Source organism: Marinobacter salinus (assembly GCF_001854125.1).
Lineage (GTDB): Bacteria > Pseudomonadota > Gammaproteobacteria > Pseudomonadales > Oleiphilaceae > Marinobacter > Marinobacter salinus.
The window spans coordinates 904138-921284 of the sequence record NZ_CP017715.1; the positions used below are offsets into that span (position 1 = coordinate 904138).

14 protein-coding genes are annotated in these 17147 nt (G+C 55.2%); 8 read left to right on the top strand and 6 right to left on the bottom strand.

Annotation, left to right across the window (positions count from 1 at the left end):
* Positions 1-89: 89 nt before the first annotated feature.
* Both BKP64_RS04180 and ligA read right to left on the bottom strand, forming a co-directional pair.
* Positions 90-977, bottom strand: coding sequence for a patatin-like phospholipase family protein (locus BKP64_RS04180; protein ID WP_198402642.1), 888 nt, complete (start codon positions 975-977; stop codon positions 90-92).
* A gap of 134 nt (positions 978-1111) precedes the next feature.
* Positions 1112-3163, bottom strand: coding sequence for an NAD-dependent DNA ligase LigA (gene ligA, locus BKP64_RS04185; protein WP_083329139.1), 2052 nt, complete (start codon positions 3161-3163; stop codon positions 1112-1114).
* A gap of 166 nt (positions 3164-3329) precedes the next feature.
* Between ligA and tal the strand changes: the two genes are divergently transcribed.
* From tal to BKP64_RS19730, 3 genes are all read left to right on the top strand, one after another.
* Positions 3330-4442 (top strand): transaldolase, encoded by a 1113-nt coding sequence (gene tal, locus BKP64_RS04190; RefSeq protein WP_070966421.1) that lies wholly within the window; start codon positions 3330-3332, stop codon positions 4440-4442.
* A gap of 67 nt (positions 4443-4509) precedes the next feature.
* Positions 4510-6933 (top strand): phosphoenolpyruvate synthase, encoded by a 2424-nt coding sequence (ppsA, locus tag BKP64_RS04195; RefSeq protein ID WP_070966424.1) that lies wholly within the window; start codon positions 4510-4512, stop codon positions 6931-6933.
* A 20-nt stretch (positions 6934-6953) separates the two neighbouring features.
* Positions 6954-7208, top strand: coding sequence for a phosphoribosyltransferase family protein (locus BKP64_RS19730; RefSeq protein WP_070966427.1), 255 nt, complete (start codon positions 6954-6956; stop codon positions 7206-7208).
* A gap of 62 nt (positions 7209-7270) precedes the next feature.
* Here the strand turns inward: BKP64_RS19730 and polX are convergent, their stop codons facing one another.
* Together polX and BKP64_RS04210 are read right to left on the bottom strand one after the other, a co-directional pair.
* Positions 7271-8995 (bottom strand): DNA polymerase/3'-5' exonuclease PolX, encoded by a 1725-nt coding sequence (polX, locus tag BKP64_RS04205; RefSeq protein ID WP_070966430.1) that lies wholly within the window; start codon positions 8993-8995, stop codon positions 7271-7273.
* Between the two features lie 42 nt (positions 8996-9037).
* Entirely contained in the window at positions 9038-9238 is a 201-nt protein-coding gene (locus BKP64_RS04210) for a dodecin family protein (RefSeq protein ID WP_070973545.1), read from the bottom strand.
* Positions 9239-9530: 292 nt separating this feature from the next.
* Here BKP64_RS04210 and BKP64_RS04215 point away from each other — a divergent pair, with 292 nt between their 5' ends.
* The 4 genes from BKP64_RS04215 to BKP64_RS04230 all read left to right on the top strand — a co-directional run bounded on the left by BKP64_RS04215 (position 9531) and on the right by BKP64_RS04230 (position 12693).
* Positions 9531-10247 (top strand): Crp/Fnr family transcriptional regulator, encoded by a 717-nt coding sequence (locus tag BKP64_RS04215; protein WP_070966433.1) that lies wholly within the window; start codon positions 9531-9533, stop codon positions 10245-10247.
* Positions 10248-10352: 105 nt separating this feature from the next.
* Complete coding sequence (locus BKP64_RS19460; RefSeq protein ID WP_227515500.1) at positions 10353-11039, top strand: phosphoribosyltransferase; 687 nt, start codon at positions 10353-10355, stop codon at positions 11037-11039.
* The gene (locus BKP64_RS19465) at positions 11036-11701 is read left to right on the top strand and encodes a dienelactone hydrolase family protein (protein ID WP_070966436.1); all 666 of its coding nucleotides are present in this window, start codon (positions 11036-11038) and stop codon (positions 11699-11701) included. The genes BKP64_RS19460 and BKP64_RS19465 overlap by 4 nt, the downstream gene beginning before the upstream one ends.
* A gap of 8 nt (positions 11702-11709) precedes the next feature.
* Positions 11710-12693 carry a ribose-phosphate diphosphokinase gene (locus BKP64_RS04230; RefSeq protein ID WP_070966438.1) on the top strand — a complete coding sequence of 328 codons (984 nt, stop codon included), beginning with the start codon at positions 11710-11712 and terminating at the stop codon, positions 12691-12693.
* 18 nt (positions 12694-12711) lie between these two features.
* Here BKP64_RS04230 and BKP64_RS04235 read toward each other — a convergent pair whose 3' ends face one another.
* Both BKP64_RS04235 and gap read right to left on the bottom strand, forming a co-directional pair.
* Positions 12712-13746, bottom strand: coding sequence for a hypothetical protein (locus tag BKP64_RS04235; RefSeq protein ID WP_198402643.1), 1035 nt, complete (start codon positions 13744-13746; stop codon positions 12712-12714).
* Between the two features lie 43 nt (positions 13747-13789).
* Positions 13790-14785 (bottom strand): type I glyceraldehyde-3-phosphate dehydrogenase, encoded by a 996-nt coding sequence (gene gap / locus BKP64_RS04240; RefSeq protein WP_070966443.1) that lies wholly within the window; start codon positions 14783-14785, stop codon positions 13790-13792.
* Positions 14786-15002: 217 nt separating this feature from the next.
* Between gap and glgX the strand changes: the two genes are divergently transcribed.
* Positions 15003-17144 (top strand): glycogen debranching protein GlgX, encoded by a 2142-nt coding sequence (gene glgX, locus BKP64_RS04245; RefSeq protein WP_070966445.1) that lies wholly within the window; start codon positions 15003-15005, stop codon positions 17142-17144.
* Positions 17145-17147 lie beyond the last annotated feature (3 nt).

Sequence of the window (17147 nt, forward strand, 5' to 3'; positions counted from 1 at the left end):
ACTATATTCGGTTTTTCAAAGCACCATCACGTGGTAGACCAGTCCCGGTCATTGAAAAATATCAATGGGAGAAAATGCCCTGGTGTTGTTCAGACTTTTAACAGTTTTGATAACCGGTGCTTCAGTTCTTCCTTGGCGGGACGGGCCTGCGCGAAAATTTCATTGGCGCGGTAGAACTCCAGGGCACGAACGTCAACAATACGCGGGGCGAGATAGATCGCAGGTTTCGTATGTCGACGCTTCTCGCTCATGATGGCGTGCTGCATGACTTTGGGCGCATTGAAGATCGTTTCAAAATAGCTGGGCATCAGCGCCTTCGGTTTCGTTCGCTCACCGATAACGTCAATGCCGATGACAAGATCGCAGTCTTCGGTCAACAAATCGTAAGGTACAGGATTGACCGTGCCACCATCGATAAGCACTCGGTTATCCAGTATTACCGGTATAAACACGCCGGGCAGTGCCATGCTTGCCTTGACGGCGGGGAGTAGTGCACCTGTTTGCAGGACAATTTGTTCCCGGCTCCATAAATCGGCCGTGGCGATCCTGAGCGGAATCTCCAGTTCCTCGAATGTTTCACGCTCAAGTGTGTCGTACAGGAAAGAGATAAAACCTTCGCCACTGAGCAGGCCTCCATTGCCAAGGTCGATTTCGAGAAACTCGACCCAGCGCAAGGCGTCCTCGTTGAGGAGCTCATGGGCCAGGTGTTCTTCTGGCGCTATGATGAACTGTTCAACCAGCTCCCGGATCTCTCTGCCGGTCATACCGGCGGCGTAGAGTGCACCGATGATTGCACCGATACTTGAACCGGCGATGCGGTATGGTCGGATCGATAACTCGTCCAGGGCCTCCAGCATCAAGATGTGCGCAAGCCCGTTGGCGCCGCCGCTGCCCAGTGCGATACCAACTCTGGGCTTGCCCTCATCAGAGCGACCGGAAGGTTCATGCGCAGGTCGTGGCTTTTCGTTGGCTCGCACAGATGATCCCAAGGGCAAATACGACGATAGAAAAGTCGCCAGCAGAGTCAGGAAGCGGCGCCTGGGAAATTTGCGGTCAGGCATGGCAAAGCTACTGTTCTTGTGCGGCTTTGGATGTTTTAAAGGCGTTTTTTTCACGATTCGTCAAGTATTTCCTGAAATGTTGCTTCATTGATCCGTTTTACGCCATGCTTTTCGGCCTTGTCCAGTTTGTTGCCGGGGTTTTTGCCGACCACGATAAAATCCGTTTCGTCACTCACGCTGGATGTTGCCCGGGCACCGAGGGCCTCTACCTGTTCTTTTGCTTCGTCGCGGGTAAATCCATCCAATGACCCGGTGAAGACGAAAGTTTTTCCTGTCAGGGGATGTTCTCTCCGCTTCGGCATGGGCTGGATCTTTAATCCGGCATTTTTCAGTCGGTTCAATACGCTCTGGTTCTTTTTGTCCGCAAAGAAATTAGCCACCGATGTGGCAATCTCTTCGCCGATACCGGGTATCTGCGCGAATTCCTGCGTTTCAGCGTTAGCCAGTCTGTCCAAAGTGCGGAATTCGGTGGCGAGGACACGTGCTATGTGGCGGCCCACATGGCGTATACCCATGGCAAACAGGAAGCGATCGAGGCGCGGCTCTTTGCGCTCCTGAATGGCATTCTGCAACTGGTTCGCGGATTTAGTCGCAAAGCCTTCCAGATGTTCTATGTCTTTTGCGTCCAGCGTGTAGAGATCAGCAAGATCCTGCACCAGGCCGTGTGTGACCAACTCTGCAGCAGACTTCGCCCCAAGGTGATTGATGTCCATGGCATTTCGGGCTGCGTAATGCTGAATTCGGCCGGTCAACTGGGCGGCACAGGATAGTCCCGCTGTACAAAGATAGTATGCGCCCTCTCGTACGACCCTGGCATCGCATACCGGGCAGTGTTTGGGCATGTGAAACGGCTTACCGCGCTTCTTGCCGGGTTGCTTGATCCGTTCCTTGACTTCTGGAATTACATCCCCGGCACGGATAACGCGCACACGATCGCCTCTGCGGATGTCCTTGCGGTGCACCTCATCCTCATTGTGCAAGGTGGCCCGACTCACCGTGACACCACCCACATCCACCGGTTGCAACAGCGCGACCGGAGTCAGAATGCCGGTCCGGCCAACCTGTACCACGATATCTTCAACCATGGTGACTTCTTCGCGTGGCTCGAATTTCCAGGCGAGCGCCCAACGGGGGCTACGTTCGCGCGTACCCAACGCCTCGCGCAGTCCATGGTCGTCTATCTTGATCACGATACCATCGATCTCATAGTCGATATCGTCGCGCTGCCCGGCAAGCTTGTGATGGTATTTTTCGATTTGCCCGAAGGTGGAGGCGGTTTTGTTCAATGGACAACTTTTCAATCCCCAATGGGACAGCCGTTCCAATATGTCCTGATGAGTCGACGGTAAGTCACCATCACTCGCCAAAATCTCATAAAAAAAGATGTCGAGGGGCTTGTCCGCTACATGGCGGGATTCGAACTGGCGCATCAAGCCGGCGGCTGCATTGCGGGGATTGGCGAACGGCTCTTCGCCACGTTCCACACGTTGCTTGTTCAAGGCGGTGAAGCCTTTTTTGGGCATGAAGATTTCACCGCGCACGGCGAGCAAAGCGGGTGTGTTATCCAGGCGCTGTAGCGAAAGGGGGAGCGCACGGATGGTCTTCAGGTTATGGGAGATATCCTCGCCTACTTCGCCGTTGCCGCGGGTGACCCCATATTCGAAGTGGCCGTGCCCATAGACGACTTCAACGGATAAGCCATCGAACTTGGGTTCCAGCATGTATGTGATGGATTTTTTATGTGCCTGTTTGCGCGCCGCTTTCAAAAAAGATTCGATGTCATCCTGTTCGAGCGTGGCCTCCAAACTGAGTAACGGAGCTTTGTGCTCGATCTTATCCAGCTTGCTGACGGGCTCGGTGCCGACACGGACGGTAGGGGAATCTGGCGTTTTGAGGCTAGAGAAAGCCGCCTCCAGTGCCTCTAGCCGCTGAAACAGCTTGTCGTATACCGAATCGGAGATTTTCGGCGAATTTTCCACATAGTAGAGATAGTCGTGATAATTGATACCCTCGCGCAGGGCGCTGATCTCTTCTGCGGCCTGTTTCTTGTTTAGCGTGTCGACACTTTTGAATCTGGTGTTGGGCTTGTCTTTGAAGTCCATTGTGAAGCGTCGGTTCAGGAACGAGGAATGGTTCCATCATCATCGGCGGGGAGCATTGGGTCATTGATATTTTGCAATGCGTAGAGTGATTCCGGTCAGTAACTTGACAGTGAAGCGCTAACGCTGGCACAGAATCCGGGTGGAAAAACAGGGATGGAACAACCTGATGACGAAACTTCCCATACTTCATAGCGAATATGGTCAGTCCATTTGGCTGGATTACATTGATCGGAATCTGTTGCTGAGGGGCGGGCTCGAGGCATTGATCGAACAGGGACTGCGCGGTGTCACCAGCAACCCCACCATATTCCTCAAGGCGATTAAGGAGAGCGACGATTACGACGACGCGATCCGGGACCTGTTGCAAGCCGATCATGAGATGGATGATGTCACCCTTTATCAGTGGCTTACCATCCAGGATGTGCAAATGGCAGCGGATGTCCTTGAGCCTGTCTATGTTAGCAGCGATGGAACAGACGGCTTTGTCAGCCTTGAAGTCTCTCCCCATCTCGCCTTTGATACCTATGCCACGGTTGAGGCCGCGCGTCATCTGTGGCACTCCGTGGATCGACCGAATCTCATGATCAAGGTGCCTGCGACCATGGCGGGTCTGCCGGCAATTGAGCACCTTATTGCCGAGGGCATCAACGTTAATGCAACGTTGTTGTTTTCAGTCGAGCGCTATAAGGCTGTGGCAGAGGCTTATATGCGAGGGCTCTCGCTGAATCCTCATCCGGAAAAGGTTGCCTCGGTCGCCTCATTTTTTGTCAGCAGGGTGGATACCAAGGTGGATGCTGCCCTGGACAAAATCGGTACGCCGGAGGCCGAGAGTCTGAAGGGCTGCATCGCCATAGCGAACGCCAAGTCGGCATACCAGTATTTCAGGGAAACAATCGATTCCGAGCATTACAAGGCACAGCGCCGGCGCGGTGCTCGTCCACAACGACCGCTCTGGGCCAGTACCAGCACCAAGAACCCCAAATACTCGAACGTGCTTTATGTAGAGCAGTTGATCGGTGCTGACACGGTGAACACTGTGACACCTGAGACTCTGGATGCATTTCAGGCCGATGGTGAGCTGCGGGGCACACTGGGAAGCGGCATCAGGACCGCAAAACGGCAACTCGACTCATTGGATGCGCTCGGGATCGACCTGGACCGGATAATGCAGGAGCTGGAGCAAGAAGGGGTTCGAAAGTTTGCGGATTCCTACGATCAGTTGCTGGCGGCGCTGAAGAATAAACGCCTTTTAGTGGCCAAGCATTACGCAGACAAATGATGGACCGCCAAAGCCGGGTACCCAACAAGAAGCGCGCCGCCGCCACCACCCCGAAGGAGTTGGACCCATGACAAAGGATGCCAAGTTCGTACGCCCGCTTGCGGACCTGCGTCGGATGGATACCGCTATTGTCGGCGGCAAGAACGCCTCGCTCGGCGAAATGATTGGCGCGCTCCGGGAATCGGGTATCCGCGTGCCGGGTGGATTTGCAACGACGGCTGATGCCTATTGGGCTTTCATCAAGGAAAACAGGCTGGCTGAACCGCTCGCCGACGAACTCGGTGCGCTCAAGAAGGACAAGAGCAACCTGGCCGCGATTGGCAGAGCCGTGCGAAAAATGATACTCGATGCGGAGATCCCGCCCCCGCTGGCCGAGGCGATTCTGCGCGCCTATCACGAGATGGCTGGCCGCAGCGCAGGCAAGAACGCCAGCGTGGCGGTGCGTAGTAGCGCGACCGCGGAGGACCTGCCCGAGGCAAGCTTCGCCGGCCAGCTCGAAACCTTCCTCAACGTTCGCGGCGACAAGGCTTTGCTCGAGGCCTGCAAAAAGTGTTTCGCCTCCCTGTTCACAGACCGGGCCATCATCTATCGGGAAAATCATGGTTTTGACCACATGGAAGTCGCACTTTCGGTGGGCATTCAGGAAATGGTCCGCTCTGACAAGGCCGGTTCGGGCGTCATGTTCTCCATCGACACTGAAACCGGGTTTCCCCGTACCGTGCTCGTCGACGGTGCCTGGGGTCTGGGCGAGACTGTGGTGCAGGGCATGGTGGAGCCGGACGAGTATCTGGTTTTCAAACCGTTACTCGAGGATCCTTCGCTCCGACCGATTATCGCGAAGACCTTGGGTGCCAAGGAGAAAAAGATGGTGTACGCCAGAGGCAGCGACTCCACCTCCAAGCTGGTGGACACAAGCCGGAAGGAACGCACCTTGTTCGTGTTGGGCGATGACGAAGTCCTGCAGCTCGCCCGCTGGGCCTGTGCCATCGAATCGCACTACGGCCAGCCCATGGATATGGAGTGGGCGAAGGATGGCGAGTCGGGAGAGCTATTCATCGTGCAGGCCCGCCCCGAAACCGTGCAATCGCGCCGCGAGACCGGCATGCTCAGGAGTTTCCACCTCAAGCAAAAAGGGAGAGAGCTTGTTCGCGGTCAGGCGATCGGTGACTCCATCGCCTCCGGCGAAGTGTGTCGCCTGAAGAGTGCGAAGGAGATAGGCCAGTTCAAGGAAGGTGCGGTACTGGTAACGGGGACGACCGATCCGGATTGGGTGCCAATCATGAAGAAGGCTTCGGCGATCGTCACCGACCACGGCGGGCGCACCAGTCACGCCGCGATTGTCAGCCGGGAACTGGGCCTGACCGCTATCGTGGGGGGAGGCGATGCAACGAAGGTATTGGAGGATGGCCAGGAGGTTACCGTCTCCTGCGCCGAGGGCTCGGAGGGGCGGGTCTACGAGGGAATCCTGGATTTCGATGTGCGCGAGATCGCCACGGCAGAGATCCCGAAGACCTATACCCGCATCATGTTGAATCTGGCGAATCCTTCTGCCGCCCTGCGTTGGTGGAGCCTGCCGGCTGACGGGGTGGGTCTGGCGCGCATGGAGTTCATCATCGGTAACCAGATCAAGATCCACCCGATGGCCCTCGTCCGATTCGACGAGCTCTCGGACAAGAAGGCCCGTCGCCTGATCACCGAGCTGACAAAGGGGTATGACGACAAGTGCGAGTTTTTCGTCGATACCCTCGCCCGCGGCATGGCCTGTATCGCCGCCGCCCGCCACCCTGATCCGGTCATCGTCCGCATGAGCGACTTCAAAACCAACGAATACGCGGATCTGATCGGCGGTGGCCAGTTCGAACCCAAGGAGGAAAACCCCATGCTCGGCTGGCGCGGCGCGAGCCGCTATTACAGCGAGGAGTATCGTGAGGGCTTCGCGCTGGAATGCCGCGCTGTGCGCAGGGCTCGGGAGGAGATAGGCCTGAAGAACATTGTCATCATGATCCCCTTCTGCCGAACGATCGACGAAGCGGACAATGTCCTCAAGGTGTTGGCCGATAACGGTCTGGTCCGGGGGCGGGAGGGTCTCGAGATCTATGTTATGGCGGAATTGCCCGCCAACGTCTTCCTCGCGGGGGAATTCGCGGAGCGATTCGACGGGTTTTCCATCGGCTCGAATGATCTGACCCAGCTCGTGCTGGGCATCGATCGCGACAGTGACCGGCTGAGCGGGCTGTTCGATGAGCAGAACCCGGCGGTGAAATCGGCCATCTCGCAACTACTCACCAGCGCGCGCAAGAGCGGAGTCCACACTGGTCTCTGTGGCCAGGCACCGAGCGATCACCCCGAGTTCGCCGCCTTCCTGGTGGAGCATGGCATAGAAAGCATCTCCGTGAGTCCGGATAGTTTTCTCAACGTCAAGACCATCGTTGCCGACGCTGAAGGCAGGCAGAAGAGGGAGCAGGGTAGTACATTGCCACCATCTCCCTGAGTCAGACCCTGGCGAAAGCCATGGAAAATTATCGCGATCGTCAAGATCTGCTTGTTCTGGCGCTGCCGCGCGGTGGTGTCCCGGTGGCGTACGAACTGGCCGAGGCATTGCGTGCTCCCATGGACCTGATGCTGGTTCGAAAACTGGGTACCCCGGGACAGCGGGAACTGGCCATGGAACAGAAGGAATTGGAGCGCAGGGAGCAGGCCACCGTGGTGGTCGCCCGTCTGAGCCGGGAATGGTTTACGCGCTACCTCCGTGAGTCACATAGGTGATCGATGCTCGTCGAGAAGATCCACTACCAGTGCTTGAATGCCCTGACCGATGATTTTTTCTCTTAGCCGTCTCGCATCAGTAGCTTTTTCAGCTCTGCAAGTCCGAGGGTGTTGATGACGTCTTTCGCTTCCAGCCAACCGCGGCGGGCCTGGTTGATACCAAAACGCATGAAATCCAGATCTGAGGTGCTGTGGGAATCGGTGGAGATGGACATTTTCACACCCATCTCCCTGGCCATCATGCAGCGTTCATCCGTCAGATCCAGTCGATCCGGATGGGCATTGAGCTCCAGGATACACTCGCGTTCACTGGCCGCTTCCATGATTTTTTCCAAATCAACTTCGTAAGGCTCCCGCTCGTTGATAAGGCGGCCGCTGGGATGAGCCAGAATGTTGAAATAGGGGTTGTCCATGGCGCGCAGGATGCGCTGAGTCTGTTTGCTTCGTGACAGATTGAACTTGTAGTGCACGGCGCAGACGGTGAAGTCCAGTTCCTTGAGTACGCTGTCCGGAAGGTCCAGGGAGCCATTCTCGAGGATATCCAGTTCGATCGACTTGAGCAGCACTATGCCGTCGAGCCTTTCGTTCAGTTTGTCGATTTCCTTGATCTGTTCGAGCAAGCGTTTCTTGTCCAGGCCATGGGCGACGGTCACATGTCTGGAATGGTCATTAATGGACAGGTATTCGTAGCCGCATTCGACCCCTGCTTTCGCCATCTGCTTCAGGCTATGATGCCCATCGCTTGCGTTACTGTGGCAGTGCAGGTCCCCGCGGATATCTTCCAGGCGGATCAGTTCAGGCAAACGGTCGTCCCGGGCCGCCTCAATTTCACCGCGGTTTTCGCGCAATTCGGGCGGGATGTAAGGCAATCCGACTTGCTCATAGACCTCCTCCTCGGTTCTTCCGGCGATGCGCTCGTCGTCTCGAAAGACCCCATATTCGTTAATCTTGTAGCCTTTTTTGACGCCAAGCTTGCGCACGGCAATGTTGTGGGCTTTGGAGCCAGTGAAGTAGTGCAGGGCAGCCCCATAGCTTACCTGTGGCACAACACGCAAATCGACCTGCATGCCGGAACGTAGGTGCACTGTGCAGCGGGTCTTGCCTTTGGAGACTACCTCGTCCACTTCGTCGTAATCGCTGAACCGGTCCATCACCGGGGAGTTCCGGCTGGTGGTAACCAGGATGTCCAGGTCGCCCACCGTCTCCATTCGGCGTCGGTAGCTGCCGGCGACGATGACATCCTTGACGCCCTCGGTATTTCTCAAATAGTCGACCAGGGTAGCGGCGATCTCCTCGGCCTCTGTCAGCCTGGTGCGAGGTGCCTCCCCGGCGAAATGCTCCACCCGCTCGCGTATACGCTGCTCGGTCTTCCGGCCAAAGCCCTTGAGCTCGCGGATCTTCCCACTGAGGGCGGCGCGTTTTAGGTCGTCAAGGCTCTTTATCCTGAGCTCTTTGTAGAGGGTCTTTACCCGCTTGGGGCCAAGGCCCTCGATCTTCATCAGATCGCTCAATGCCGAGGGGGTACGCGATTCGATCTCCTCCAGCAACGGAAGCTTGCCTGTCTCCACGATAACCTTGATCTTTTCCGCCAGGTCCTCGCCGATGTCGGGAAGTGTCGAAAGATCCTTCTTCTGATTCAGCAGGTCGTGCATGCTCTTGCCGCAACTGCGAACCGTGCGTGCCCCATTGCGGTAGGCGCGCACCCGGAACGGATTGGCGTCCTCAATCTCCAGCAGATCGGCGAGTTCCTCGAAGATGTCGGCGATTTCATTGTTGTGAACTGGCATTGGAAGTCGGGCCCCACCCGTTCAAGGGTGGGAAACGGACTGCTAATCAAGCTCGAAGGATATCTTGGCGTTTATTCGGTATTCGGTGATCCTGTTGTTCTCCACCTTGGCCTCCATTTCCTTTATGTAGACAGACTTGATGTTGTTCAGGCTTTTTGAGGCCTTGATGATGGCCTCGTTGGCAGCATCCTCCCAGCTCTTCTCTGATTGGGAAAGGATCTCGATGACTTTAAGGGTCGCCATGAATTTCTCCTTATTTATTTGATTCTCGGTGCGCTCTTGTTTCCACCTGGTAAAATTAATGCTAAAGGTTATGGGGTGGATGTCATTGATAAATTTCAATGAGCAAAGGAGGCGCTTGCCCATGCCCAAGATGACTCGGTTGCAAGTGGTGATGTGGTCATTGACACTTGGAGGGAGTTGTAATATCTAAATAACGCTGCCTGCGGTTTAAAGGCAGAATTAAAAGGAATTCTCATGCAAGCGGTGCGCACTCTTGGCAGAGTCTGCTCCGGCACCAGTGAGGACGTGGCTTATGCCAACATGGAAGAGAGAAAGCGACGGCTTCAACGGCAATATTGCCAATGTCGCTGTCAGAAATCTGGTTCGCAACGAATCCAGTGGATTTTCATTCCCGGACACCCTCAAAGGAAGCAAGAAAAGGCGCTTTTCCTCAAAGGAAATCATCTATCGCCAAAACGACCGCGTTGACAGGGTGTTCATGATCCTCAGCGGCATGGTGGAGCTGCTCAGTTATTTACCCAACGGACGCGCGCGAATCGTCAGGCTGCATAGCCATAACCACTGGCTCGGCCTTGAAGGATCAGTAGGCCCGTTCTACGAGCATACAGCCATCGCAGTGGATAACGTCGAGGTGGCTTATATTTCGTTGGAAAAGTTCTTCGCTCTTGAGTGGGAAAACCCGCACCAGTACTGTCAGATTCTGAAACAGGGGTATAAGTACCTGGCTCAGGCAGATCGATGGATTGCTGATTTTTCTACCGGCGGTATTAAATCTCGCGTGGCGCGTTTGGTCGCTTTTCTGGCAAAGCTCGAATATGGCGAATCGTCTACCAGGGTCGAGTTGTTAACCGTTCATGAGATGGCGGATATTTTAGGCGTAACACCAGAGAGCGTGAGCCGTATTCTCGCCGAGTTCAAGCGTACGCATACCTTGCACAGACTGGAGAGTCATTCGGACGGACTGTACGAAATTGATTCGTATCGTTTACAGCAGGATGCGCGACAATAGGCCTGGATCTGAAGGCCTGAAGTAGGCATTGACGAATTTCAATGACTCCCGCATCAATCCCACGCAGGCTGAAAAGAAAAACAGGAGGGGGAAACCGCGCAACGTATGGAAGCGTTGGCTTGGTGCCAGTATGAAATGGTGAAACTACCGATTAACAATCGCATTGAAGCTGGGCAGGCGCTGGCCCGGGCGATGTCGCGCTACCGGGGGCGTGAGGACCTTCTGGTGCTTGGTCTCCCCCGTGGCGGTGTTCCGGTAGCTTACGAGATAGCTGCGGACCTCAATGTCCAACTGGATCTTATGTTGGTCCGTAAACTCGGTACACCGGGGCAAAAGGAGTTGGCCATGGGGGCGATTGCCAGTGGCGGGATCCGCGTACTGAATGACGAGATTGTGGGTGCTCTGGGTATCTCGGATGAGGCCATTGAGAGAGTGGCATCAGAAGAGCAACAGGAACTGGAGCGCAGGGAACAAGCGTACCGCGGCGATCGATCCAGACCCGAAATCGAGGGAAAGTGCATCATTCTGGTAGACGATGGCCTCGCGACCGGGGCCAGCATGCGCGCTGCCATTGAGGCCTTACGCCTCCAGAATCCTTCCAGCATCGTGGTCGCCGTGCCCGTTGCCCCTTCGGATACCATTGGAAAACTGAGTGCGGAGGCTGACGATGTCATCTGTCTTGCCACCCCCGAACCCTTCATGGCGATTGGTAACTGGTACCGAGATTTCACCCAGGTTTCAGACCAGGAAGTAAAACAGACGTTAAACAAAGCCTGGGAGCGATTTCGATGAGCGGAAGCGACAGGAATAGCGCTGAATTCAATGTGCAGGTGAGCGCCGGAGACGCTGAACTTGAGGGTGATCTTGTTATCCCGGAAGGTGCCCGAGGGATTGTGGTGTTTGCCCACGGAAGTGGCAGCAGTCGTTTTAGCCCCCGCAATCAGCTTGTTGCATCTTTCCTTAACGAGGGAGGGTTGGCTACCTTACTCTTTGACCTGTTGACCCCGAAAGAACATGAGATCGACATTCGAACCCGTGAATTCCGGTTTGATATCGATCTGTTGAGCCGTCGCCTGGTATCTACGGTGGATTGGCTTGGCGAACAGCCGAACACCGAGGCAATGAGCATCGGCCTGTTTGGCGCCAGTACGGGGGCGGCAGCTGCTCTGATTGCGGCGGCAGAACGCCCGGGCTCTGTGGCTGCGGTTGTCTCAAGGGGCGGCCGCCCGGATTTGGCCGCAAAGGCGTTGCCGTCTGTGAAAGCACCTACCTTGTTAATTGTTGGTGGTCTTGATCAGGTCGTGATCCAGATGAACCGGGACGCAAGCCGGCAGATGCAGACTGAACCCAGCCTGGAAATTGTCCCCGGGGCAACTCATTTATTTGAGGAGCCCGGAAAGCTCGAAGAGGTCTGCGCCCTGACGCGAGACTGGTTTCTGAAGTTCCTCACTTGAGGTCCGGTATGGCCATGGAGCTTAGCCTTTTCACTCTGAATGCCAGCCACGACTTTGGCATAAAGGTCGCGGAGGAGCTGGGCATAACCCCGGGTCTTCATGAAGAACGTGAATTTGTGGATGGTGAACACAAAAGCCGTCCCCTGGAGAATGTCCGGGGCCGGGACGTTTATGTCATTCAGTCCCTTTACAGCGATGACGACTGCAGTGTGAATGACAAGCTCGTGCGGCTGTTGTGGTTTATTGGTTCCCTGAGAGACGCAGCCGCCGGGCGGATTACAGCCGTGCTGCCTTACCTGTGTTACGCGCGCAAAGACCGCAAAACCAAGCCTCGCGATCCTGTATCCACTCGATACATGGCAGCGGTGTTAGAGGCGGTGGGTATAGATTGCGTAATAACCCTGGACGTTCATAACCTGGTCGCTTATCAGAATGCATTCCGCATCAACAGTGAACACCTTGATGCCAGGAAGTTATTTGCAAGCCACTTCTCGCGTCAACGCGGGGATGAGGACATCGTCGTGGTCTCACCAGACGTGGGCGGCGTGAAACGCGCTGAATTATTTCGACAGACGCTGGAAAAGACTCTGGGGACGCCTGTGGGCAGTGGCTTCATGGAAAAACATCGCAGCGCCGGCACTGTGGCCGGGGAACGGCTGGTTGCGGAGGTCGAAGGTCGTTCAGTGATCATCGTTGACGACCTGATCAGCAGTGGCGGTACCCTTTCGCGCACCGTCAGGGCGTGCAAAAACGCAGGCGCCAGCCGCATATCGGCCGCAGTTTCACATGGGGTATTTGTAGCTGGCGCCGATGAACAATTGGCCGATCCTGCGCTGGAGGAGCTTGTTGTTACCGATACGATACCTCCGTTTCGAGTGAAATCAGGTGTCTTGAAGAATAAGTTGGTCGTGTTGGGGGCCACGTCGCTGTTTGCCAAAGCGATTCGAAACATCCATGAGGGTGGCTCTGTCGTCGAGCTTTTGGAGGTCTGAAGGCTCGCTGCGGTATAGTCACAACATTGAACGGTAGCTGTCGGCGAGGTGGAGATAGGCCTTGGCACGGCTTATCCATTTCTGATGTTGGTCGGCGGAATGGTCCTTGATATGCCAGATAGACAGCTTTGCCCTGAGCGTTGCTCGATAGGCCTTGTAGAAATAGAGTAGTGGCTGAGGTGGATCGTCACCGGTCTTCCGGGAGTAGCACGCAAATACGATCGGGCCAATGTATTCGCCCCCCGCTAGCTGACACTCCATTGCCAGGTAGGCGAGTTCATCGGCCGGGTCAAGGATTCGGAGTTTTCGATTGAACTCCAGACAGTCAATGAAGACCGGCTCCTCGGTCAGACAAATATGCTCGGGTCGGAGGTCGCCGTGCGCCTCAACGATGCGGCGTTCCTTCACTCGTTGATCAAGCAGTTCTGGTTGATTGCAAACTACGTCAAGTTGAGAGTTGGTGATTCGGTCCAGCAGGTTGGCGGGCAGCCGGTAATCATGATCCAGAAGCTCCTCGCGATTGCTGTGAATATCAGTAAGGAATTGCTGACGATAGTCGTAGGCTGATATGTGGACAGGGGGTGCGTTCCGGTAAAAGTCCGCCAGCTTGCAGGAAAATCGGCGAATCTCCTGCTCAGGTATGCGTTGCCCCCGGAGAAGATGGTCGAGCATGCGGTCAGCGGGCAGGCGTCGCATCTTCACCAGCCACTCAGTTATTTCACCGTCGCCATCAAGCTCAAGCTTATTTTCGGTATCCCGGGTTATAGCGATAATGCCTAGATAGACATCCGGTGCCAGCCGGCGATTAAGCCTGACTTCCTCCAGGCAATCACGACGGCGATCATCCAGGGTGCTGAAATCAAGAAAGCTGTGTTTTACAGGCTTTTTCAACTTATAAACGAAACGCTCTGTCATAAATACCCAGGACATATGCGTTTCAACTGTTTCCACGTGAGCCGGGTGCTCGATGTAACTGTCCGGCCGACTCAAAAAGGCGACTTTGGCTTCCAGTTCAGGCTCTCGCCCGGAGTCAGGCTTAACAGGCATAGGCATTGTGAGCATCCGACTGTACTGAATAAGCTCCTTTGTGCCGGCGTTATCGGAGCATCTCGCGAGCCTGCCTCACCATCTGACAGACATACCCCCATTCGTTGTCATACCAGCTCATAATCTTGACCAGATCTCCGTCCACCACCTTCGTCGCGGTCAAATCGACGATGGACGCCCGTGGATCCTGGATAATATCGGATGAGACAATCGGATCCGAGGAAACTCCCAGCACTTCATGGTAGCGGTCGGACTGAGCTTCTTCGCGGAAGATGGCGGTAATTTCGTCTACCGTGGTGCTGCGTTCCGTGACAAATGTTATGTCAGCAATAGAGCCCACTGGTATCGGGACGCGCACGGCCATGCCGTCAAAACGCCCCTTGTAGTCTGGCAGGACCTCAGCAGTGGCGGTCGCTGCGCCCGTGGATGTGGGAATCAGGTTCACTCCCGCGGCGCGACCACGTTCTGCCTGTTTGCTGGGAGAGTCGACGATTCCCTGGCTGGATGTGTAGGCGTGAATGGTAGTCATTACCGCTTTAAGCACACCGATTCGCCTCGCCATGATTTCTGCGACCGGGGCAATGCAGTTGGTTGTGCAGCTCGCGGTGGAAAAGGCGGACGAGCTCGCTTCGTCGAGCTCGTTTACGCCAAAAACGACAGAGGGCAGATTTCCACCTTTACCGGGAGCCGACAAAATCACATGTCGGGCGCCTGCATCAAGGTGTTTGGCCAGATCATCTCGTTGCCGAAAGGCGCCGGTGCATTCAAAAACGACATCGATATCCATGTCCTTCCAGGGCAAATTGCCTGGATTTTTCTCTGCGAACGAGCGAATCCGGCGACCATCAATCACGAGATCATTTTCTGACGCTTCGATGCCCCTTTCGAACCGACCATAAACCGAGTCGTAGCGCAGGAGGTAGATCAGGTTGCCCAGAGGCGTCAGATCATTGATAGCCACCACCTGGAAATTATCCGTTTGCTCGAGCAGTTTTAAGGCTGCCCGGCCGATCCGGCCCATGCCATTGATTGCAACGTTTATCATGAAAACCCTCGTCAAGCCCGCTCAGTTCATCAGGGAACCGGTATTGTAAGTTGAGGCGAACCTCACAAGAGGAACCCTACAATTCTGACCTCTTAGCAATCATGTTAGATCGTGGGGGAAAGATGTCATTGACAAAATTCAATGAGGATAAAGGTCCAGTCATGTTTATTGTCTGAAGCAGCAGCCGCGCATCACTGACCGACCGAGTGAGGGCACAATGGAGCGCCATAAACAGCGAGTATGGCCGGGTCATCCTTATCCTTTGGGTGCAACCTGGGACGGTTCGGGAACCAACTTCGCTCTTTTTTCAGCGTATGCGGAGGGGGTGGAGTTATGCCTGTTTGATCGCGAGGGAAAGCAAGAGCTCGAACGCATCGCGCTTCCTGAGTACACGAATGAGGTATGGCATGGTTATTTCCCCGACCTGGGTCCCGGGCAACTCTATGGCTACCGCGTTTACGGCCCCTATGACCCCGAGGAAGGGCACAGGTTTAACCATCACAAATTGTTGCTGGACCCCTACGCAAAAACACTGTCCGGCGCCCTTGAATGGCATGATGCGCTTTTCGGCTATGTCGTAGGGCATGACAAAGCAGACTTGTCATTCGATAAACGGGACAGCGCTCCCTATATGCCCAAGTGCCAGGTTATCGACCCCTCATTCGAGTGGCATCTGGACCGCCCGATTGCAAGACCGTGGCATGAATCGATCATCTATGAATTGCACGTGCGAGGCTTCACGATACGCCATCCCGATGTTGCGGAAGAAGCCAGAGGAACTTTTCGCGGCCTGGCTGACAAAAAGGTCGTGGGTTATCTGAAGGAACTGGGTGTGACTGCCATCGAGCTGCAACCCGTTCATGCCTTTTTGCACGATCGCTACTTGGTAGAGAGTGAGCTACGAAACTATTGGGGGTACAACCCCATCGGTTTTTTTGCGTTGCACCCGGAGTATCTGGGCAGTGGCTGTATTGATGAATTCAAGGCCTTTGTCCGACTGATGCATGAGTCGGGCATTGAGGTCATTATGGATGTCGTCTATAACCACACTGCGGAGGGTAGCCATCTCGGGCCGACGCTTTCATTAAGGGGCATTGACAACAAATCCTATTATTATCTGATGGGCGGTGAGGCCCGTTATTATAATAATTTCACCGGCACCGGTAATGCTCTGGAATTGCGCCACCCTTCGGTACTGCGCATGGTTACCGACTCGCTTCGTTACTGGGTCAATGAAATGGGCGTGGACGGTTTCCGCTTCGACCTGGCGACCACGCTGGCCAGAGTCAATGGCGAGTTCGACGAGCATGCGAGCTTTCTTGACTCCGTAGCCCAGGATCCGCTCCTATCTACGGTCAAATTGATCGCCGAACCCTGGGACGCCGGTGACGCGGGGTATCAACTTGGGCGGTTCCCACCCGGCTGGGCGGAATGGAATGATCGCTATCGCGACAGTGTGCGCAAGTTCTGGCGTGGTGATCCTGGCCAGTTGCCGGAGCTTGCGTCGAGGTTATCCGGCTCCAGTGATATTTATGACGTTCGCGGGCGACGCCCCTGGACAAGCGTCAACTTTGTGACCGCCCACGATGGCTTCACGTTACATGACCTGGTGAGCTATAACGAAAAACACAACGAGGCCAATCAGGAGGACAACCAAGACGGTCATGAGCATAATTACAGCTGGAATTGTGGTGTCGAAGGGCCGACGGACGACCCTGAGGTCATACACCTCAGAGAACAACAAAAGCGTAATTTACTGGCAACGCTGATGCTCTCGCAAGGCGTGCCAATGCTCCTGGCCGGTGATGAGTTCGGGCATACCCAGGACGGCAATAACAATGCGTATTGCCAGGATAATGAGATCAGCTGGCTGGATTGGACGGGAATTGATGCTGAGGGGCGTGCACTACTGGCCTTTGTTCAGAGCCTGATTCAATTGCGGCGCCAGCACATTGTTTTCCATCGGCACCGGTTTTTCCATGGTAAAGAAATCCCTGGCACTAAGACCAAAGACATCACATGGCTAATGCCGAATGGCGAGGAGATGGACAAGAAAAACTGGGAATCGGAAACAGAAAAGTGTGTGGCAGTGTTAATCAGTGGTGAGGCGGGTCAATATCACCTGACGGAACACGGTGAGAGGGAACCGGATGACACGTTTCTGCTCATCCTCAATGCATTGGCCGAAACTGTGGAGTTCGCCTTACCGGAGGTGGAGCACTTTAGTCACCAGGCAGTCATAATAGACACTGCGTTTGAGGGTGAAGAGGGCGGGATTGTTGAGCGAGAGGTCAAAAACCCGTTTTTCGCACAGCCCCGCTCGCTGGCTCTAATTAGGTATGTGTCTGAAGCCGGTTGACTA